At 69.5% G+C, this 19,895-nt stretch carries 13 protein-coding genes; 10 read left to right on the top strand and 3 right to left on the bottom strand.

Features of this window, described 5'->3' with window-relative positions; all coding sequences use genetic code 11:
• Positions 1 to 11: 11 nt before the first annotated feature.
• Positions 12 to 1,178, bottom strand: a complete 1,167-nt coding sequence (locus ML01_RS01870) for a glycosyltransferase family 4 protein (RefSeq protein WP_058553694.1) — start codon at positions 1,176 to 1,178, stop codon at positions 12 to 14.
• Entirely contained in the window at positions 1,171 to 2,355 is a 1,185-nt protein-coding gene (locus ML01_RS01865; protein WP_082673857.1) for a glycosyltransferase, read from the bottom strand. The genes ML01_RS01870 and ML01_RS01865 overlap by 8 nt, the downstream gene beginning before the upstream one ends.
• Before the next feature lie 314 nt (positions 2,356 to 2,669).
• Here ML01_RS01865 and ML01_RS01860 point away from each other — a divergent pair, with 314 nt between their 5' ends.
• From ML01_RS01860 to ML01_RS01850, 3 genes are all read left to right on the top strand, one after another.
• Entirely contained in the window at positions 2,670 to 5,462 is a 2,793-nt protein-coding gene (locus tag ML01_RS01860) for a tetratricopeptide repeat protein (RefSeq protein ID WP_058553692.1), read from the top strand.
• 245 nt (positions 5,463 to 5,707) lie between these two features.
• A complete protein-coding gene (locus ML01_RS01855; protein ID WP_058553691.1) occupies positions 5,708 to 6,778 on the top strand; it encodes an N-acetylneuraminate synthase family protein in 1,071 nt (356 codons plus the stop codon).
• A complete protein-coding gene (locus ML01_RS01850) occupies positions 6,775 to 7,788 on the top strand; it encodes a polysaccharide pyruvyl transferase family protein (RefSeq protein ID WP_058553690.1) in 1,014 nt (337 codons plus the stop codon). Before ML01_RS01855 ends, ML01_RS01850 begins: the two co-directional genes overlap by 4 nt.
• Before the next feature lie 24 nt (positions 7,789 to 7,812).
• Here ML01_RS01850 and ML01_RS01845 read toward each other — a convergent pair whose 3' ends face one another.
• Entirely contained in the window at positions 7,813 to 9,468 is a 1,656-nt protein-coding gene (locus tag ML01_RS01845; protein WP_058553689.1) for a cytidylyltransferase domain-containing protein, read from the bottom strand.
• Positions 9,469 to 9,876: 408 nt separating this feature from the next.
• Here ML01_RS01845 and ML01_RS01840 point away from each other — a divergent pair, with 408 nt between their 5' ends.
• From ML01_RS01840 to ML01_RS01810, 7 genes are all read left to right on the top strand, one after another.
• Positions 9,877 to 11,697, top strand: a complete 1,821-nt coding sequence (locus ML01_RS01840) for a glycosyltransferase (RefSeq protein WP_082673854.1) — start codon at positions 9,877 to 9,879, stop codon at positions 11,695 to 11,697.
• Entirely contained in the window at positions 11,694 to 13,124 is a 1,431-nt protein-coding gene (locus tag ML01_RS01835; RefSeq protein WP_058553687.1) for a glycosyltransferase, read from the top strand. Before ML01_RS01840 ends, ML01_RS01835 begins: the two co-directional genes overlap by 4 nt.
• Positions 13,111 to 14,226 (top strand): glycosyltransferase, encoded by a 1,116-nt coding sequence (locus ML01_RS01830; protein WP_058553686.1) that lies wholly within the window; start codon positions 13,111 to 13,113, stop codon positions 14,224 to 14,226. The genes ML01_RS01835 and ML01_RS01830 overlap by 14 nt, the downstream gene beginning before the upstream one ends.
• A gap of 128 nt (positions 14,227 to 14,354) precedes the next feature.
• Positions 14,355 to 15,890, top strand: coding sequence for a hypothetical protein (locus ML01_RS01825; protein WP_216819091.1), 1,536 nt, complete (start codon positions 14,355 to 14,357; stop codon positions 15,888 to 15,890).
• Positions 15,891 to 16,065: 175 nt separating this feature from the next.
• A complete protein-coding gene (locus ML01_RS01820) occupies positions 16,066 to 16,695 on the top strand; it encodes an O-methyltransferase (RefSeq protein ID WP_162267945.1) in 630 nt (209 codons plus the stop codon).
• Positions 16,696 to 16,814: 119 nt separating this feature from the next.
• Complete coding sequence (locus tag ML01_RS01815; RefSeq protein ID WP_216819090.1) at positions 16,815 to 17,933, top strand: glycosyltransferase; 1,119 nt, start codon at positions 16,815 to 16,817, stop codon at positions 17,931 to 17,933.
• Positions 17,934 to 18,039: 106 nt separating this feature from the next.
• On the top strand, positions 18,040 to 19,884 hold the full coding sequence (locus ML01_RS01810; RefSeq protein ID WP_156427504.1) for a glycosyltransferase family A protein: 1,845 nt from the start codon (positions 18,040 to 18,042) through the stop codon (positions 19,882 to 19,884).
• Positions 19,885 to 19,895 lie beyond the last annotated feature (11 nt).

Genomic DNA, 19,895 nt, shown 5'->3' with positions numbered 1-19,895 from the left:
CGTGCTCGAGCCTAACCGACGCTGACCGCACCGAGCAGCTCGCGGTAGACCGCGAGCGTCTCCTCCGCCACCCGCCCGATGCCGAGCTCCGCCTCCGCGAGGCGCCGGGACGCGCGGCCATAGTCGGACCGCAGCGCCGCATCGCCGGCGAGCCGCGCCAGCGCATCCGCCAGCGCGGCGGCATCGCGCGGCGGCACCAGCAGGCCGTTCTCACCGTCGCGCACCACCTCGCGGCAGCCCGGCACGTCGGTGGCCACCAGCGGCAGCCCCGCCGCGGCGGCCTCGATGAGGATGGTCGGCAGCCCCTCGCGGTAGGACGGCAGGCAGACGATGTGCGCCGCGGCGAGCACCGCCGGCATGTCCGCGCGGTGCCCCCACCATTCCACGGCGCCGCTGTCGTGCCACTGACGAAGCTGCGCCTCCGGCACGGCCGAGGGATTGCTCGGGTCCGGCTTGCCGACCAGCGCCATGCGCAGCGGCACGCCGCGTGCGCGCAGCACCGCCGCCGCGTCGACAAACTCCTGCAAGCCCTTATCCCAGAGCATGCGCGAGGCGAGCACGACGGTGACGGGGCCGGGCGGCGGCGGTGCCGGCGTGAAGCGCGCGAGGTCCACACCGGCACCGCGGATGAGCGCGGCGTCGACGCCGGCGTTGCGCCGCAGCTCCGCCTGATCGTCCGGGTTCTGCACGATGACACGCACGCGCGGCTGCCCGAGGAGCGCGCGATAGGCGAGCACGAGCCCCGCCCGCAACAGACGCGCCCGCGGGCTCGTGGCCGTGAACACATAGCCCATGCCGGCGAGGGTCGCCACCAGCGCCGGTGCGCGTCCGAGCCGTGTGGCGAGCGCGCCGTAGAGCACCGGCTTCTGCGCGATCCCATGGAGCAGCACCGGCCGTTCCACGCGCAGCACGCGCAGAATCGCCCGGAGCGAGCGCCATTCCTCCCGCGGGCGCATGCCCTGGCGCGACAGCGGGATCGCATGCAGCCTAAGGCCCGCGGCTTCGATCCGCCGCACCAGTTTCGGGTCCGTGGTGGACGTCATCAACGCCACGTCGTAGCCCGCGGCCAGCACGGCGCGCGCGAGCGGCAGCCAATGCAGGCAGAAGTACCAGTCCACGGTGACGTGGAGCAGCACAGCGCCGTGCCTCGGCACAGCGGGCCGAGGTGCCTCAGGCATGGCTGCGCGTCTCCATCAGGTAGCGATAGAGCCTGGCGTAGCGTGCAGCCACCGCCGGCAGCGAGAACTCGCCGACGATGCGCGCCCGCGCGACCTCGCCAAGCGCGGCGCGGGCGGGCGCGGGCAGCCTCAACAGCGCCAGCAGGGCGTCCGCAAGCGCCGCGGGGTCGCCCGGGGGGACGCTGTGGCCAGTGTCGCCGATGATTCGGGCGGCATCGCCGACGTCGGTGGCGACGCAAGGAACCCCGCAGGCCATGGCCTCGCCGAGCACGAGCGGAAAGGCTTCTCCGTAGGCCGAGGAGAGGGCGGCGACGTCGAAAGCCGCGAGCAGCCTGCGCGCATCCTGGCGCAGGCCAAGCAGATGAAAGCGATGCGCGGCGCCGGAATCGCCGATCCATCGCACCAGCTCGCGGTTGCCAGGCTCGCAGCCCTTGCCGACGAGCACGAAGTCGACATCCGCGCGTTCCCGCGCCAGCCGTCCGGCCGCGCGGATGAAGCTGCGGTGGTCCTTCTGCGGATCGAAGCGTGCGACTTGACCCACGAGCACGGCGTCGGATCGAAGGCCCAGCTCGGCGCGCACCTCAAGGCGATAGGCCCGATTCGGCCGCAGGGCCTCGGTGTCGAAGCCGTTCGGAATCGACAGGAGCTTGTCGGGCGCGTAACCCAGGCGCGCGTGCAGCGCCGCGCCCGTGTCGGAGCAGGAGACGATGCGCGCCGGCACGGCATGCGACAATGCGGCACAGGCGCGCACCACCCAGTGGGTGGAACGCTTGGTGCGTTGCGGGTCCAGGTCGGTGTTGTGGAGTCCCCAGACGATCGGCACCCGCGTGGCCATGCGAGCCGCTAGCCCGCCGAGCAGGTCCGCGTGGTACATCCAGGTTTGAATCAGGTCAGGATGTAGGTCACGCGTATGCCGGGCCAGGCGCAGCAGTGCACGCGGGTCAGGCCGGCCGGGCTGCATGCCGATCTCGTGTACATCGAACCGCTCGCGCCTGAGCGTCTGGGCCAGAGCGCCGCCGCGCATCAGAGATAGCACCGTCGCCGAGAGGCCTTGCTGCGCGAGCGCTGACACCAGCGTCACGAGCATATGCTCCGCGCCGCCGATATCGAGGTCGGTGATGATGTGCAGCACCCTCGGCCCAAGCCCGGCGCTGCTGGTCGATGCAGCGGTTGTCATAGACCGTGAGCCGCGGCGGGAGCGGAGCTTGCAGACATCGTTCTGTGGCGGCGTGAGGCGTCGGCGAATCCATTACTATACGGCAGGCAACGGACCTGAGGCTGCGCTCTGAGGGCTCCGAACGCTGTCTTGGCCGGCATCTAGAAAGCGTCCCACTTTGGCTTATGCATTGCCAGGAGGGCTGTTTCCACAATCCCGGTAAAGCGGGGCCGGGCTCCGCAGCGCGAGGCAGACCAGGCTCCCCGAGTGTGGCCAGCGTCTGTTGACCGCCGGCGCAGCCGCCTGAATCCGCAGACTCGGCAACTCCGAAACCTATGACAGACTTACAAGGGGCCGACCCGCTCAAACTGGCCAAGCACGCCATTGCCGAAGGCGATTGGAAGGCGGCCCTCGCGGCCTGGCGTGCAGGCGCGGGCCGCGGCGAAGCGCACGACGCTGCCGAGCTCGTGCGGCTTGCCGAAGCGCTCGGCGACAGCGGCGAGAAGGCCCTGGCCGCGGCTGCTGTCGAGCAGGCCCTGGAACGCTTCCCGACGCACGCCGCGAGCCTTAAGGCGGCGGCCGAGCTTGCGGCGTCGCAGGCCGAGTGGGCATTGGCTGCTGCACGCTGGCAGCGCCTCGCGGACGGCGCCGTGGCCGAGGATCGTCTGCACGCATTGCGCCAGTGCGCGAAGGCGTGCGAGCAAGACGGACGCGTCGAGGAGGCCGAAGCGCTCCTCGACGCTGCCGTGCGAGCGTTTCCGCGCTCGGCGCCCTTGCGCCGTGAGCACGCGCGGCTGGCCATGCGGCGGAGGCAGTGGGAGGCCGCCGCCAAGCGCTGGCGGGTGCTTTGCGACGGCTGGAGCGATGCGCGTGCGCCGAGCGCGCGTGATCATGCGGAGCTGATCAACGCGCTGCGGCGTGCGGGCCGACTCGATGCGGCCGAATCCTCACATGCTCGGGCAGTGGCTGCCTTCCCGGAGGCGTCGGAGCTCTTCGCCGCCGGGGCGGAGACAGCCGCCGCCGCCGGCGATTGGGCGCTTGCGCAATCGCGCTGGCAGCGCCTACTGGACTTGGTCGGTTGCGCGGCGCCCGCGAGCGTCAGCGTGAGCCTTGCGCGGTGTCGGCGCGAGATCGGGGATCTCCTCGGGGCCGAGGCGACACTGGCGTCCGCGCTGGCCCAGCACCCCGAGGATGTGCAACTGCTCTGCGAGTACGCGCTGCTGGCGGCGCTGAGAGGCGAACAGGCCATGGCGCGCGAGCGCTGGCAGCAGGCGCTCGCAGCCTCCGCCGCCGTGCCGGCCGCTGGGGTGCTGCGGGCGCTGCTGCAATCGGTTCGCGCAAGCAGCGAGCACGCCGCCCGCGAAGCCCTGCTGACCATGGCCCTCGATCGCTTCGGACCCCAGCCGTCCCTGCTGCGCGAGCTCGCTCGCGCCGCGAGCAGTGCAGAGGACTGGCCGAAGGCCGCAGACCGTTGGCAGCGCTACCTCGACGCCTACCCAGACCAAGCCGCAGCCGATGACTACCGGCATGCGGGGGCGGCACTTTCGGCGCTCGGCGCGCATGAGGCTGCGGCGCGGCTCCTCTACAAGGCCTCGGCGGCTTTCCCAAACGACCCCCGACTCGCGAGCGCGGTGATTCAGGCCGCCGTAACCCATCGCTGCGCCGCGGGGTTTCACCTCGGCTCGCTAGAGACGGGGCCGGGGGCAGCGGTTAGAGCCGGCGCTGCGCCGACCGTGACCGACATCTGCGACGCGTTCTGGGAGATCGAGTCCACCCTGGGACTCGTGGACTGGCAGGTCCGAGGGGTATATCCGTGGCGGCTGCTGAGGATGGCCCTGTACTACGCCATCACGCAAGCCGTCGGCACCTTCGATGCACCGCATCCGAACCTCGCTCGCCTCGCGCCCCCCGACGAGCAGCGCAGGGCCGAGGCCGTGCGCCTGTGGCAGTCAGTGACCACGCGGGCCGCCAAGAGGCAACGAGGCTGGCTGTCCCGACAGCTGCGGCAACCTGCGCCGCGGCCGGACCATGCCGTCTTGATGGCCACTCGGCAAATGAACGGGTCCGAGCCATATACCGAGGCCTTGCGAACAGAGCTCGGTCCACGGGCGCTGCTCATTGATCGCACCCCCAGCGAGCGCCCCGTGCCAGGCGCGCTAGACCTGCGCGCGTTGCAGCCACATTTCCTAAAACACCTGCGACAAGCTCAGGACGGCGAGCTCGGCTATCTGGATCTGCTCCTCTGCGCGGACATTCGCGAACGCTTCTGGGAGATGCTCGGCGTGGACATCGGCAACCTGCCGCAGCGTTGCCGCCAGGCACTCCTGACCTTTCGCGCGGTAGAGCGGGGCATGTCAGCGGTATTCGAGCAGAATCCGGTGCGGACGATTTTTCTGACCAACGGCTACGGCACGGCGAACTGCGCCGTGCTGGCCGCCGCACAGGGTGCCGGCGCCCGCACGGTGGAGCTCCAGCATGGCTTCATCTCGCATCTGCACCTGGGCTATAGCTGGCCCGGCACGGAGCGGGTGCCCTACATGGCCGACGAGCTTTGGTGCTTCGGCCAGTATTGGGCGGACGCGACGCCGCTGCCGCGCGCCACGCGCACGCGCATTATCGGTGCGCCCTATGTTCGAGCGCGCGTGCGGGCGGTGTCGGCGGATCGGGAGCAGGGTCTCGTGCTCTTTACCTCACAGGGCGTGATCGGCAAGGTGCTCGTGCGTGTGGCCTTGGAAACGGCCCGGCTGCGCCCGGACCGCAAGATACTGTTTCGCCTGCACCCGAGCGAGGAGCTGGCCGAGTATGAACGCCTCGTGGCCGAGCTCGGCGAGCAACCGCCGAACTTCCGCCTATCGCATCGTGAGCCCGTCATCTTTGACCTATTGGCGAGGGCGGACGTCCAGGTCGGGGCGTTCTCGACTACGTTGCTAGAGGGTATCTGTCTCGGCACCAGAACCGTCGTCGTGGAACTGCCGGGCAGCGAGTACATGCTGCCGGTGGTCGAGCGTGGCGACGCGATCCAGGTGTGCACCGCTGCGGAGCTGGCGGAACGCCTCGACGATGCGCCCGCCGCAGCAGACCCAAGCTACTATTACGCTGAGCCGGTCTCGCCTCTCGTGCGGCATTGATGGCACCTCGCGGCATTCCGGGGTACATCAGGGGAATGCGAAAGGACTCGGCGTTTCCCGCGCTCCGGCTCCGTCCGAGTTACGGCCAGGAAGGCCAATCCATCGGTACATCCTCAGGAGATGCCGATTCATTGGCCATTGCGGCCGCAATCGGACTGCGCCAGCGTTCCCGTCATCGCACGCCGCACGATTGCGAGCATGGCAATAGCAACGAGCGCAGCTCCAATACCGAAACGAGTCCATCCATGCATGAGCCAGGCTTCACCATCGGCGGGCTCACCGCCGGCTATCTGCGTCCGTATATCGTGGCCGAGATCGGGGTCAATCACGAAGGCGACCTCGACCGCGCCAAGCGGATGATCGAAGCGGTGGCGCAGGCCGGGGGCCACGCTGCCAAGTTTCAAACCTACAAGGCCGAGCTCTTGGCCACGCGCGACAACAGTCCGGCCTATTGGGATCGCTCCGAGGAGCCCGCCGATAGCCAGTTCGAGCTGTTTCGACGCTGGGACAGCTTCGACGATGCAGATTATTGCCACCTCGCGGAGCACTGCCGGGATTGCGGCATCGATTTCCTGTCGACGCCGTTCGACCTCGGTGCCGTGGACCTCTTGGCGCCGCTCGGGCCGGCGCTCAAGGTCGCGTCGGCGGACCTCACGAACATCCCGCTGCTGCGCAAGGTGGCCCGGCAGCAGAAACCGGTGCTGCTGTCCGTGGGGGCGTCGCGCCCCGATGAGATTGCCGTTGCGGTGCAGGAGCTGCGCGCGCACGGCGCGCCGCGGTGCGCCCTGCTGCACTGCGTGCTGAACTATCCGACGCCCCCGCAGCGCGCGCAGCTAGGCCAGATCCCGAGGCTAGCGCGGCTCTTCGGCGACGACTGTGCGATGGGCTATTCGGATCATGTCAAGCTGGGCGCGGACGGCGCCATGCCGGCGCTCGAGCTCGCCGCGGTGCTCGGGGCTCTGGTGCTGGAAAAGCACTTCACCGACGACAAGACGGCGTCCGGCAACGACCACTATCACGCCATGAACGCGACCGACTTGGCGCGCTTTGTCGCGCGGCTCTCGCAACTGCGAGAGCTCTACGGCGACGGCGGATCGCGCGAGCTCGCTGCGGAGTCGCTCGCCATCGCCAACGCCAGGCGGCGCATCGTCGCCGCCGCCGGGCTCGCCGCGGGTCAAGCGCTCCGTGAGGAGGATCTCGTGGCGCTGCGATCCAACCTCGGCATCGAGATCCAGCATTGGGACAGGGTTGTCGGGCGCCGGCTACGCCACGCCGTTGCCGCCGGCGTGCCGCTCGACTGGGCGGACCTGCTGTGATCGTCACTATCACCGGGGCCTATCGCAACGCGGGCGACCACCTCATCGGGGAGTGCGCGCGGAGCCTGCTGCGCACTTATGTGGACGACGATATCGTCAATGTCGACCGCTCCAGCATCACCGCTGACCACTACACGCTCTTCAACCGCGCGCGGGCGGTCCTTCTGACCGGCGGCCCGGCATACCAGAAGCATATTTACCCCGGGATCTATCCGCTTGAGGTCGGACGCGTCAAACCGCCGGTGATCCCCTACGGGCTCGGCTGGAAGGCCAATATCAAGGCCGATGTCGACGCCTTCCGGTTCAACGACGAGGCGCTGGACTTCGTGCGCGCGATGCATGCGCGTATCCCGTTCTCGAGCGCGCGCGATCCGCTCACCGTCGACGTGCTCGCCCGCGCGGGTGCGACCAACGTCTGCATGACGGGCTGCCCGGTCTGGTACGACCTCGCGCATCTTGAATCACCTTATGCCTTTTGCGCGTCGCCGCGGTCCGTGGTGCTGAGCATGCCAGCCCGGCCAAGCCCGGCCACGGCGCCGCTGCTGGACTGGCTGACGGCGCGTTTTCCGCGGGCGACGCGCAGCTTGAGCTTCCACCACGGGCTGGTCCCGGCCTACACGGCGCGCGGTCGGGAAACGGGGCGCGCAAACCTGTTGCTCGCGGCCCGCGCCCTGCGCCGGGGCTGGAGGGTTGCTAGCCTTGCCGGCAGCGCGGCCAAGATGCGCCGCCTCTACGGCGGTGCGGATCTGCACGTAGGTTACCGCGTGCATGCGCACCTGCATTGCCTGTCTGTTCGCAAGGCGTCGGTGCTCCTCAATGAGGATGCGCGCGGCATCGCCCAGGCCATTGCGCTCGGGGCGCCGAGCGTCACCCTGTCCGGGGCCGATGTCGCACCGGCTATCGCCGCAGTGGAGAGCGTTTTCGACACGCGCGGGGAGGTCATCGCCCACAGCATCGAACGGATGCGCGAGCGGTTTGTGGATATGAGGCGCTTCCTCGACAGCCTGTAGCTGACACCCTGTCGAGCCCCGGGGTCAGCCGCAGGCGCCTGGCTCGGCCCAGCCAATGCGCTGCATGATCCGGCCGATCACGGCGGCATTCGCTCGTGATCGGGTCTCGTGGATCGCGCGCTCGCGCAGCAGCTGCCGGAGCCCCGATGCGGTGCAGAGCCGCTGTATGTGCGCCGCGAGTGTCTGGACGTCCACAAGCGAGCCCAGACCCAAGTTGATGACGCCGTGGCGGGCCGAGGCGTGGGTGTGCGTCAGCTCTTTGTCGTTTTGGCACATGCACAGCACCGGAATGCCGCAGCAGAGCAGCTCGGTGATCGTGCGACCGGCGCTCGAGAGCGCGAGGTCCACCTGTCGGAAGAGGCCTGGCATGTACTTGACGCCGCTGTGAACCCTGGCCCGCAGCCCATGCGTGTCGAGTGCGCCCGCCTGTCGGTTGCCCGGCCCCGCGATGACATGCACCTCGCCCGCGAACTGCGCTGCGGCCAGCGCGGCAAGCGCCTTGTGCGTGAGGTTCGACGGGTCGGTGCCCCCGAACACGACCAGGATGGACGCGACGTCTTCGCGAAAGGGCGCGGGCTCGCGCAGCGTCTCGAAGCTCGGCGCGAGGATCGCGTTTTCGATGCCCGAGAGCTGGCGCTCGCCCGGTACCGCCAGGTTCTCGTACAGGTCCGACACCAGCAGGTCTGCCCGCAGCGCGCCCGTCCCTTGGTCTTCGAAGGTGACGACGTGCCGCTCCTTAGCCTGAAGTGCCTGTACGTACGCCGCGGTGGTATCGAGCTGATCGAGCACGATCAGGTCGGGGCGACGCTCCGCCGCCAGCGCGATGAAGTCGGCATCCCCATCCACCTCGACGACCTCAAAGGGATACTGCGACAGCAGCGCATGGCCGAGGCGCCCCGCCCGCGCCGTAGCGAGCGTGATGGCATGGCGCGCGAGTTCCTGCGCCAACGCCAGCGCTCGGTAGGCATGCCCCATACCGAGCGTCACGCCGGCGTCGGCGCGGATGAGGATGCGGCGGCGCGAAGCGATCTCGCGCGCGATGGCCCAGTCATGGAAGTCGTCGATATCGAGGGCCTCGGCCTTGTCCAGCCCGAGAAGGCGGATCGGCGGCAAGATGCGCGTGCCTTGTTGCTGGAGCGCACCGAGGCGACAGCCGATCACGGCCCCGGTCTCGCGGTACTGCGCCGGCAGCTGCTGGCGGTTGACGCGGGCCGCATAGTCCGGCGTCGGCTGCCCGTCCGCGCCGAGGCGCCAGCCCAGATGCCGGTCATCGGCAACGGTGACGACGGAGCCCGCACCGTTCTCCAGGGCCAGGGCGGCCTCGCCGATGCGCGCGCTACGCACGAATGGGCATGTTGGCTGCAGCGTGAGCAGGATGTCTGTTGCCTTGGCGCCAAACGCGAAGAGGTCCGCGGCGGTCCGCAGCGCGACGTCGTCGAGCGTTGCCCGGCCCGTGGTCTCGGGCTCCCGGACGACGCGTACGCCCTTGGCGCAGGCGAGGGCGTCGATCTCGTCGTCATCGGTGACGACCACGATCCGTTCGCCCGCCACGGCGCCGAGGGCCGCGTCTAGCACCCACCACAGGAGCGGCTTGCCGCCGAGGAGGCGCGCGTTCTTGCGTGGGAGTCCTCGGGAGCCGCCGCGCGCGGGCACCATGATCCAGACGTCGTCGAGGTTCATCGGCTGCTGCTTGTCTCCGAGGTTCTGGGATCGCGAGGCCGCGACCCGCGCCGGGCCGCTGCGGCGGCCCGTTGGGTTCCGGGCGGTGCGGCGCATTCAACACGACCGCCTGCGGGTGTAGCAAATTGCGCTGATCAGAACCAGCCTGATCTGCGATCGCGCACCCGATACGATACAATCCCGTCGGCCACGGGGGCCAGGGGGTAAGCATCCGGAAACGCGTCTCCGCCCGCGCCCTCCGTGCCTCGCGCCGCTTGCCGGCACGGACCGAACCGCTGCGTTCGGCGAGCACCGCCGCCGAGCCACGTATTCAGACATCGGCCACGCGAGCCCGCACGCATCCTCGTCCAACCGCCAGGCGGTGCGCGCGTTCGGGTCCGTCGGCCGGCGGAGAAAGGCTGCGATACCATGCGAACGTCTCCCTTCGGACATGCCAGCCGCGGCATCGCCGGCACCTTGAGCAATGCTACCCGTGCCGCGCGCGGCTCGTGGCAGGCTAAGCGTGATGGTGCTGCGGCGCCGCCGGAGCTTGTCGAACGCCTGGCTGTGTGTGCGGCAGGGTCCGAATACGCTGCCGTTGTCACGCTGGTGCAAGAGGCGCTTGACCAGCACGGGATTGCGGCGATGGTGGCGGCAAGCAGGATCGTGCTGCGTGCGCGAGACCCGCTGCTCACCGAGACAAAGGCGGCGCGGCTGTTCCGCATCACCTTGAGGGAGGTCTCCCGCTTGGACGCTCCGGCGGGCCTGGCCTTTGGCGAGGAATGCCTCTCACAAGCGGACACCATCACAGCCCGACTGGACCTGGCCAAGGCGGGTCAGCGCGCGGGCCGGATCAAGGCGCCCCTCGCGCTGCTTGAGGGTCAGGGAGACGATCCGCCCGAGATGGTGGAGCTTCGCTCGCGCCTGCGTGCGGAGGCTCTGCTCCTGCGACAAGGTTTCGCTGCCCAGTCCCCCCAAGGGTCCAGGCTCGCCCCAGCACATCCGCGCCGGATCATGTATGTCGTGAGCCAGAGTCTGCCCTTGCATAGCAGCGGCTATTGCGTGCGTACCCACTACATTCTGCGCCAGCTCAAGGCGCTGGGTTACGACGTCGCGGGTTTCGCCCGCGCGGGCTACCCGGTGGATCGTTTTGACTATGATGGCGACGGCAGGATCGACGAGTGGTCCGATGTGGACGGCGTGCGCTATTGCTTCATGCCCGACGCGGTGGGTTCCCGGCAGCTTGACCCGCGCGCCTACGTTGCCAAGGCCGCCGACGTTCTCGTGACCCAGGCGAAGGTGTTTCGCCCGGCGGTCATTCACAGCGCGTCGAACTATCTGGTGGGCCTCGCCGGCGCGGTGGCCGCGCGGCGCATCGGCGTGCCGTGTGTCTACGAGATGCGCGGCCTCTGGCACATGACGCAGGCGTCCAAGCGGCCGGAGTATGAGCATTCCGATCAGTACCGCCTGTCGCATCGGCTGGAGGCGTCGGCCGCGGGGCTCTCAGACCATGCTTTGGCCATTACCGGGGCGGTGCGACGCAGCATGATCCTCGCGGGCGTTGACGCGGGGCGCATCTCTGTGCTGCCCAATGGGGTCGACATGGGCGGGTTTACCCCGTTGCCGCGAGACCCGGAGCTGACCGAGCGCCACGGCTTGGCCGGTCGCGTGGTGTTCGGATTCATCGGCTCCTTCGCGGCGTACGAAGGTCTCGACGACCTCGTCACGGCCGCGGCGGAGCTGCGCCGGGACGGCGACGATCGCTTTCGGGTACTCCTCGTGGGCGACGGGGAGGCCATGCCTGAGTTGCGGGCGCAGGTGGGCGCCCTCGGCCTCCAGAATGTCGTTCAGCTGCCCGGGCGTGTGCCGCACCAAGATGTTGCGCGCTACTACTCGGTCATGGATGTCTGCTGTTACCCGCGCACGCCTGCGGAGGTTTGCGAGTTCGTCTCGCCGCTGAAGCCGCTGGAGGCGATGGCCATGGAGAAGGCAGTCGTCGCGTCCGATGTCGCCGCCCTGGCCGAGATGGTGCAACACGACGTCACCGGTCTCCTCTGCCGCAAGGGCGACGCCGCTTCGCTGTGCGACGTGCTGCGACACCTGCTGGACGAGCCTGCGCTCGTGCGCCGGTTGGCGTCCGCCGGGCGCGATTGGGTGCAGCGCGAGCGGACCTGGCCCCAGCTGCTGCTTCCGGTCGCGGCGCTGTACGACCGGCTTGCGAGTGCCGCGGCGGAGCCCGAACGCCCTTGAGCCCGGCGCCTGCGAACGGAGCACCGGGCGGCGGCTCGCCCCTCGCCGATCTGTCTGCCGGCGTGACTCTGGCCTCGGCAAACGACGGCCCGGGAGCGGCGTCAGTACGGCTCGCGGCGGCGGGCGAGCCGGCGCCGGCGCTGCTCGATGCGCTGTTCGTCGTGCCCCACCTCGGTGCGGGCGGCACGCAGCGCGTCGTGGTGCTGCTGCTGAATCACTGGGCGGCCGCGGGATGGCGCATCGGCCTGCTCACGCTCTTCCCAACCCCTGACACCTACGCGCTGCATACCAGCGTGCTGCGCGAGGACTACGCGCGGGCCCAGCCCGATGAGGCCGGCGCCGGCGTGCTGCGGCGCGCGAATCGGCGCATCGAGCGCTCGCTGTCGCGCCTCAGCGCCGTTCAGGCTTCCTGGAAGCCGATGCTGGGAGGGCCGCTGCTGCGCGGATTCCGCGCCCTGCGCCAGGGCGTGGTCACGGCCGTGACCGCCGCGAGCCCGCGCCTCGCAGAGCGCTTCGTGCGCGGCAAACGCGAGGTACGCTGGCTGCGGCTGCGCTTCAGGGCGCTGCGGCCGCGCGTCATCGTGAGCTTTCTCGGCGCCACCAACATCCAGGCCGTGCTGGCGGCGGAGGGGCTCGGCGTGCCGGTGCTCATCTCCGAGCGCAATGACCCCGCCGTGCAGCACCTAGGGCAGCCGTGGCAACGGCTGCGCACGCTGATCTACGCGCGCGCCGATATGGTGAGCGCGAACAGCGCGGGCGCCCTCGACACGCTGGCAGAATGGGTGCCGGCCGGGAAGCTGCGCCGCGTTCACAACCCGCTCGCCGTCCCCCCTCGTCCCGAGGGCGTTCCCGTCGGGGAACCGCGCCTGGTGCTGGTGGCGCGGCTCGTGGAGCAGAAGGGTGTCGACCTGCTTCTGGAGGCCTTCGCGCGCGTCGCCGGCGCGCTGCCGGACTGGCAGCTGGATCTGGTCGGCGACGGCCCGCTGCGCGAGCGGCTGGCCGAGCGGGCGCGCAGTCTCGACCTTGTCGGTCGCGTGCACTTTCACGGTCATCGGCAGGACCCCTTCCCATTCTTGTACCGCGCATCCGTGTTTGTTCTGCCGTCGCGTTTCGAAGGCATGCCCAATGCGTTGCTTGAGGCGCTCGGCGCTGGCCTCCCCGCCATCGTTTCGGATGCATCGCCGGGACCACTGGAGCTGATTCGCGATGGCGAGACGGGGCTGGTTGTCGCCACCGACGATGTCGATGCGCTGGCGGGCGCGATTCGGCGGCTGTGCACCGATGCCCCGCTGCGGGCGCGGCTCGCCGCCGCGGCGGTCGAGCTCGCCGGGCGCATGGCGCTGCCGGTGGTGGCGGCGCAGTGGGAAGCGGTCATGGCGGAGACCGTCGAGAATTACCGGGGTGCCCAAGGCGATGCGCAGACTTGAGCCGCTGCGCTGCCTCTGTGTCCTGCCCTCGTTTGCCGGCGGCGGCGCCGAGCGCGTCACGCTGCTCTTGGCGGAGGCACTGGCGGCGCAGGGCATCGCGAGCAGCCTTGTGGTCGTCGATGGCAACGGACCGCTCGCGCCCGCAGTGCCGAGGTCGCTAAGCGTCAAGGTCCTGCATCGACGCCGCCTGCGCCAGGCATTGCCCGCGCTGGCCCGGCACATTCTGTGCGAGCGTCCGGACATCCTGTTCAGCTCCTTGGACTATGTCACCGCGGCACTGGCGGGGCTCCTCTTGCCGTTCCGGCGGCGCCCGCGCCTCGTCGCGCGCGAGGCAAATCTGCCCTCGCTCGCCTATGCCGGCGCCGGCTTGTCCCGCTGGATGCGCTTCGCGTACGGGCGCTGCGATCTCGTCATCGCATCGTCCCGGCGTATGGCCGAGGAGCTGCGGGCGCACTATCGCGTGTGCGAGCGGCGTCTGATGCTGCTGCCGAACCCCGTGGACGTGTCGGCGCTGCGGCGGCATGCGCGCGCGCAGCCGTTGCCCGCACCGGGCGGGCTCACAGATGACGTCTGCGTGGGCGAGGCGCGGTGCTTCGTCGCGAGCGGCCGGCTCGTGCCGCAGAAGGGCTTCGACCGCCTGCTCGCGTGTTGGCCGCACATGCACCCCGGCGACCGTCTGATCGTACTCGGTGACGGCCCGGGGCGCGAGGGCCTCATGCGCCAGGCGGAAGCCCTCGGCGTTGCCGGGCGCGTCCACTTTGCCGGGTTTGTCGATAACCCCTGGGCCTGGTACGCGCGTGCCGATGCGGTGCTGCTCGCGTCGCGCTTCGAGGGCATGCCGAACGTCGCCCTGGAGGCCCTCGCCTGCGGCGCGCCGGTGATCGCAACGCCCGAGTCGGGGGGCATCGGGGAGCTGGCGGACGAGGCGGCGCCCGGCGACGTCGCGGTGGTCCCTATGGGCGAGCCCTACATTGCCGCGATGCAGGCCGTGAGCGTGCGCCACGCCTGTGGTCCGAGCGCATCCCGCCTGCCCTCAGTGCACGCCATGGAGGTGGTCGCCGCCGCGCTGGCGACGCGCCTCAAGGCACTCGCGTGGGGGTGAGACGGATGCTGGATCCGCGCCGACTGCCGCGCCAGGCAAGCCGCTATTTGCGCGGTTTCAGTTGGCTCTTGCGTGAGAGCCTGCGTGTCGCCGCTACCGAGTGGCGCCGTATCGTACTGGCAACGCTCATGTTTCTTGGCGGTAATGCCGCGCTGCTCGGCGCCATTTTCCTCTATGTCCGGCTCCTGGAGCAGAACCAGGCCATCGCGTTGCCCGGTGTCAGCTTGCATCCGCGCGAGTCGGTGCTGCTGCTCGGTGTCTTCATCGCGACGGTATTGGTGGGCCTTGCGACCATTGCCGTGAGTCAGTACGTCGCGCGCACGGCCGCACTGCGCATGTATCAGCGCTATCAGGAGGAAAGCACGCGCACGGCGCTGCGCTTAACGGGGCGCCTGCCGGATGCGTGTGCGCCGGAGATCGCCGCGCTCATCGGGGAAGCCGGTCTTCGTCCCTACTACATCGAGTACCCCCGCAGCTGCGGCTGGACCATGCGCTTTATCGCCAACGCCTTTCCGGCGCTGATGCTGTTTGCGGTGGCCTTCGTGCTGCTGCTGTGGCTTGACCCCTGGGTCACGTCGCTGGTTGTGCTGCTGGGCTTCCTGCTCGTGGCCGCGCAATACCCGTCGAGCCTATTTGCGGCACATGCCTCCAACGTCGTGGACCAAACGCGTGTGGACTTCTCGCGCAAGCTGCAGGGTCTCGCCGCGCGCGTTGACCAATCGGCCCCCGGCACCGCGCCGGATGCCGCGCTCGCGAAGGACATTGATCGCTTCTACAAGCTGCCCATCGCCGTGCGCTACCAGGATGCCCAGCACAACCGCTTTTGGGCGCTGGAGCTGAGCGCGCTGACCATGCAGACAGGCGGCGCCGTGGCGCTCGCTTTCATTTTGTTCACCATCGTGCGCGGCCTGCTGCTGGACGGTGGAGATTGGGCCACGCTTGCGGTCTATGCCGCTTTGTTGCGACAGCTCTTGGGTACCGCCACCGATGTCTTCCGGGCGGTGACGGTCTTCAGTCGGTTTTCGCCGCACATCAATGCGTATCGGCTGCTGGTCGCAGCGGTGGAGGGTCGCCGCCCCTGCTCGCCGCCGCCGCTGCCCGAAGCCCTGCCGTTTGCCGCGGCCCATCTGCATGGCGGCAACGGCTCGCCGATGCTGCGGCGAGGCGAGCGCTTCTACCTGCTCACGCGCGCCAAGCCCGGGTGCGGCCTTGCCTTGGACTTGCAGGCGATCCTGTTGCAGGCCGACCCCACCCCAGCCACCGCCTCGGCGGACCTGCCGTCGATCCGTTTCGTTGCCTCGGGCTTTGAGGCGGGCGCGGATGGCGCCGCCGCGGTCGCCACCCTATGTAGCGCGCTGGAGCAGTCGTCGGGTATCCTGCTCGCAGACCTCAGGGGCTTTGCGCAGCTCGATGCCAGAGCACAGGCCCGCGTCACCGGCTGCATGCGCCAGGCCGCGCTCGGCCTCGTAAGCCCGCTGCCGCCAGAGCAGGTGGAGCCCGACGCGCTCGTGCTCGTGCGCGATGTGCAAGCGCGGTGGTATTGGCTTCGGGCCGGAGAAGCCGGCCTATCCGGGGCCGACCGGCGCAAAATCCTACAGCGGCTGCGCCATCCAAGCGGCGTGGCCAAAGGCGCGTCGTCGCTGTTCGAGGCGGAGTTGGACTGAGAGCTTGTGAAGTCGGCGCGCTTTTCACACTCGGATCGCTTGTGAAGAAACCGGTCGCTTTGCGGCGATCGCCCCGGACGAAAACTGGCCGAGTGCAAGCCGATGTGCGAGACTCCCGCGCTTGTTTCCTCGATGCTGGCCAAAGGATTTCCCGTCAATGTCCAAATTTGATCTCGTGACCGAGAAGTTCGCGTCTGTTCCCTATATGCGCGAGGCGCAAGCTGCGGCCCTCAAGGAGTTGATCATCGCGAACCAGGCCGAGAACATCCTCGAAATCGGTTTCTATCATGGCAAGAGCAGCGCCTACATCGCTGCGATTCTGGAGGATCAAAAGCGCGGCCACTTGACCACCATCGACCTCAAGACCGCGGTTGCTCGCAAGCCCAATATTCACGACCTGTTCGACGCCTGCGATCTCACGCATCGCGTGACACCGGTCATTGCGCATCGCTCCTATACCTGGGAGCTGCAAAAGATGATTCATGCCGGAGGCCAGCGCTTCGATTTCTGTTATTTCGACGGCGGCCACACCTGGGACGGGACCGGGTTCGGCGTCCTGTTGGTGGACATGCTGCTGAAACCCGGCGGTATTCTGCTGTTGGACGACATGAGCTGGAGCATCGCCGGCTCGCAGTATTTCCAGTCCAAGCCCGCGCTGGCCGAGAGGTACTCCGAGGACGAGGCGGCCACCGAGACGGTGCGGCGCGTCAGCGAGCTGATCCTGCCGCACCTGGGTTACACCATGGAGCAAGAGCTCAGGGAACTGCGCTGGGGTGTCGCCCGAAAAGCGCGCACAGCGCGCTGATCCGCAGGGCTCACCGGCGTCGGCTGGGCCAGCGCAAGGGGGATTGTCGCGTGCGCACGGCCCTGCTCTATGTTTCCAACGGAAATATCCCGTCGCGTTGGGCGCATACGTTGCAGATCATGAAGATGAGCGAGGCGCTCGCGGCGCTCGTGCCGTCGTTTGCGCTCGTGATTCCGGGCGCGCTCGCGGCGGTTGCGGCGAGCGATGCGGCCATCTTCGACTGGTATGGCGTGCGCCGGCCGTTTCCTCTACACCGCCTGCCCATGGGCTGGCACCTCGACCCGCGCGAGCTGGAACGCTCCAACTGGCGCCGCTTTTCTGCTCGCGCGCGCTGGTATGCGCGACTCCTGCGGCCGAGGCTCCTCATGACGCGCTGCCACGAGACGGCCGACTATGCGCTGCGCGACGGCCTGCCGCTGTTGTTTGAGACCCACGACGGACCGGGACACCCCAAGACGATGGAGCTGATGGCACGGCTCGGCCGCTATCGGCGGCTCAAGGGCGTCGTGACCACCTCCGAGACGCTAAAGCAAGCCTTTTGCGAAGTAGGCGTGCGCCCCGAGCAGGTGCTGGCGACCCCGAACGCAGTGGATGTGGCGCGCTTCGAGCTGCCTCCTGCGGCGCGCGCTCGGGCGCGCATGGAGCTGCGTGCCGAGGAGGGGACCTTTCTCGTTGCCTATACCGGCTCGCTCAAGCCGTACAAGGGCATCGATACGCTAATCGCGACGGCAAGGCTCAGGCCGCAGTACGGTTTCGTGACCATCGGCGGCGATGCGAAGGATATCGCCGCATGGCAAACGGACGCCGCCGCGGTGCCAAATCTTTCCATGCTGCCCTTCGTGCCGAACAGTGAGCTGCCCGGCTATCTCGCGGCCGCGGACGCCTGCCTGGTGCCGAACTCCAGTGCCGATCGCACCGCGGGGTGGACCTTCTCGCTCAAGCTCTACGAATATCTCGCCGCCGCGCGGCCCGTCATCGCGAGCGACATCCCATCTCTGCGCTCTGCCACGGACGGCGGCGAGCTGGCGTTGCTCGTGCCGCCGGATGATCCAGGCGCCGTCGCCGCCGCCCTTGACCGTCTGCAACAGGACCCGGCGCTGGCGGCCCGGCTCGGTGAGCGCGGGCGCCGGCGCATGGCGGAGCGGACCTGGCGGCAGCGCGCGCGTTGCGTCATAGAGACCTTCGCGCCGGAGCTGCTCGAGGAGCAGGGAGCCTTGGCCAGGCATGGGTGCAGCTGATCGCGCAGGTGTCGCGCGCGCGCCCCGGCCGAAGCGAGCGCGCATGTTGGCCGGGCTCGGCGGCCTTCTAGGCGGCGGCGTTGCCTGGCGGCGCGGCGCGAGGACAATGGCGAGCTTGGGGCGAGGGCTCTCGCGCAGGCTCTGGACGGTCTCCGCCCGGCTCTTGCTGCCCCTGCTGCGCGTGCTCGCTCCGGGGCATCTCGCGCGCTTGGCGGCGACCGCGCTCGGCCGTGGCGAGCACGATCTCGCCCGGCGCGCCGCAACGCTCGCATCGGCGCGCGATCCATGCGCCCTTGAGCCCCTATGCGCGTTGTTGGCGTTGGCGCCTGCCCGTGGCGCGGCGTCGCGCGACGCTGTGCTCGCGCTCTTCCTAGCACGCTGCCCCGCTTCCGGCGCGGCCTTGCACCTTCAGGCGAGCCGCCTAGCTGGCGAATCCGGCGACTATGCTTCGGCGCACGCGCACTGTCTGCGCGGGCTTGACTGCGCTGCGGATGCGGGCGAGCTCCTCGCCCTTAGGACGCAAAGGGCCTATCTCGCCGGGGATAGCGGTGAGGTGCGCAACGTGCTGGAGGAGGTCGAAACGGCCGTGCAGGGCGGTGCGAGCTTGGCAGTCGAGACGTTGCTCGGTGCCGCCCGTCTCGCCGAAGAAGCAGGGCACATCGACCGCGCCCGCGCGCTACTGGAGCTGGCCGCCGGCCGGTCGGCCGCGCACCCGCGGGCCCTGGACCGCCGGCTGCTGCTCGATGCGCGCCACCTGCCGCTGGACGAGTTGCGCGCGGAGCTGGCCGGCTACCTCGCGCGCGGCGGGCGTTACGCCGATGCGGCCCGCCCTCTGGCCGTATTTCTTGCCTACTACCAGGACCGGGACGATGCGCGGGTGCTGGCGCTGGCCGCTGCGGCGCCTCCCGGGGTGCGCGCTGTTCGGGTGCATGCAGCGCTGGCGCATGCGCGGCGCGGCGAGCGGCGGCAGGCGCTTGCCGCGCTTGCCGGTGCTGGTGCGCAGGCATGCGCGGAGCTGGCGGCGGCGCGGGCGGAGGTATGCCGAATGACCGCAGACGCAGCCGGACAGGTTGCCGCACTCAATGCCTGGAACGCCCGGCATGCGGTCGCGCCCGTGCGGGCACTCGCCGCGGCGGGTGACTTGCGCTTGCCGGTAGCCGCGGCGGCGGTCGCGCCCGAGCCCGAGAGCCCGCTGGTGAGCGTCATCATGCCGGTGTACAAGGCCGGTCCGCTGCTCGATATGGCCGTGGCGTCCCTGCTCGCGCAGTCTTACGCCAAGCTGGAAGTGCTGCTGCTGGACGATGCGTCGCCGGACGACACCGCTGAGCGCCTCGCTCGTTGGCAGGTCGCAGATGCGCGGGTACGGCTGCTGCGCATGCCTCGCAACGGCGGACCCTACCTGGCGAAGAACGCGGCGCTCGTCGAGTGCACGGGCGAGCTCATTGCGTTCGCCGATAGCGATGACTGGAACCACCCGCAGCGCATCGCCCGCCAGGTGCGGATGCTGGCGGAACGCCCCGACGCCGAGGCCGTTTGTGTGCGCTACGTGCGCGTGGATGCGGACGGACACATCATTTTCAGGCGCACCGCCGTGAAGACCGCATGGCAGACCTTGCTGTTGCGCAGGCGCGCGCTGGCGGCGCTTGGCTTCTTCATGCCGTTGCGGGCTGGCGCCGACACGGAGCTCGTGGAGCGGATCCAGGCGCGCTTCGGCGCCGCTGCCGTGCTTGTCGATCCTGCAGTGACGCTGCTCGCCCAATATCAGGCAAGCACGCTGACAGGCGGCGGGGCGCTCGCGATGACCTGGCGTCCCGTCGGCGGCGCACGTCAGGCGCATCACCTCGCCTTTCGGCGCTGGCACCGCCGCCAGCTCGCCCTGGGCGGGAGCCTGTACGTGCCGCACCCGCTGCCGGCGCCGCCTTATCCGGTGCCGCAGGTGTTGCGGGTCTGAGTGCTGCCCAC

It is taken from the genome of Thiohalocapsa sp. ML1 (assembly GCF_001469165.1).
Taxonomy (GTDB): domain Bacteria; phylum Pseudomonadota; class Gammaproteobacteria; order Chromatiales; family Chromatiaceae; genus Thiohalocapsa.
This window is presented reverse-complemented; position numbering and strand designations above follow the sequence as displayed.

Excerpts from the sequence above, each read along its gene's own strand:
- ML01_RS01870 (WP_058553694.1), bottom strand. The coding sequence starts at position 1,178 with ATGCCTGAGGCACCTCGGCCCGCTGTGCCGAGGCACGGCGCTGTGCTG.
- ML01_RS01865 (WP_082673857.1), bottom strand. The coding sequence starts at position 2,355 with ATGACAACCGCTGCATCGACCAGCAGCGCCGGGCTTGGGCCGAGGGTG.
- ML01_RS01860 (WP_058553692.1), top strand. The coding sequence starts at position 2,670 with ATGACAGACTTACAAGGGGCCGACCCGCTCAAACTGGCCAAGCACGCC.
- ML01_RS01855 (WP_058553691.1), top strand. The coding sequence starts at position 5,708 with ATGCATGAGCCAGGCTTCACCATCGGCGGGCTCACCGCCGGCTATCTG.
- ML01_RS01845 (WP_058553689.1), bottom strand. The coding sequence starts at position 9,468 with ATGAACCTCGACGACGTCTGGATCATGGTGCCCGCGCGCGGCGGCTCC.
- ML01_RS01840 (WP_082673854.1), top strand. The coding sequence starts at position 9,877 with ATGCGAACGTCTCCCTTCGGACATGCCAGCCGCGGCATCGCCGGCACC.
- ML01_RS01830 (WP_058553686.1), top strand. The coding sequence starts at position 13,111 with ATGCGCAGACTTGAGCCGCTGCGCTGCCTCTGTGTCCTGCCCTCGTTT.
- ML01_RS01825 (WP_216819091.1), top strand. The coding sequence starts at position 14,355 with ATGTTTCTTGGCGGTAATGCCGCGCTGCTCGGCGCCATTTTCCTCTAT.
- ML01_RS01815 (WP_216819090.1), top strand. The coding sequence starts at position 16,815 with ATGAAGATGAGCGAGGCGCTCGCGGCGCTCGTGCCGTCGTTTGCGCTC.
- ML01_RS01810 (WP_156427504.1), top strand. The coding sequence starts at position 18,040 with ATGGCGAGCTTGGGGCGAGGGCTCTCGCGCAGGCTCTGGACGGTCTCC.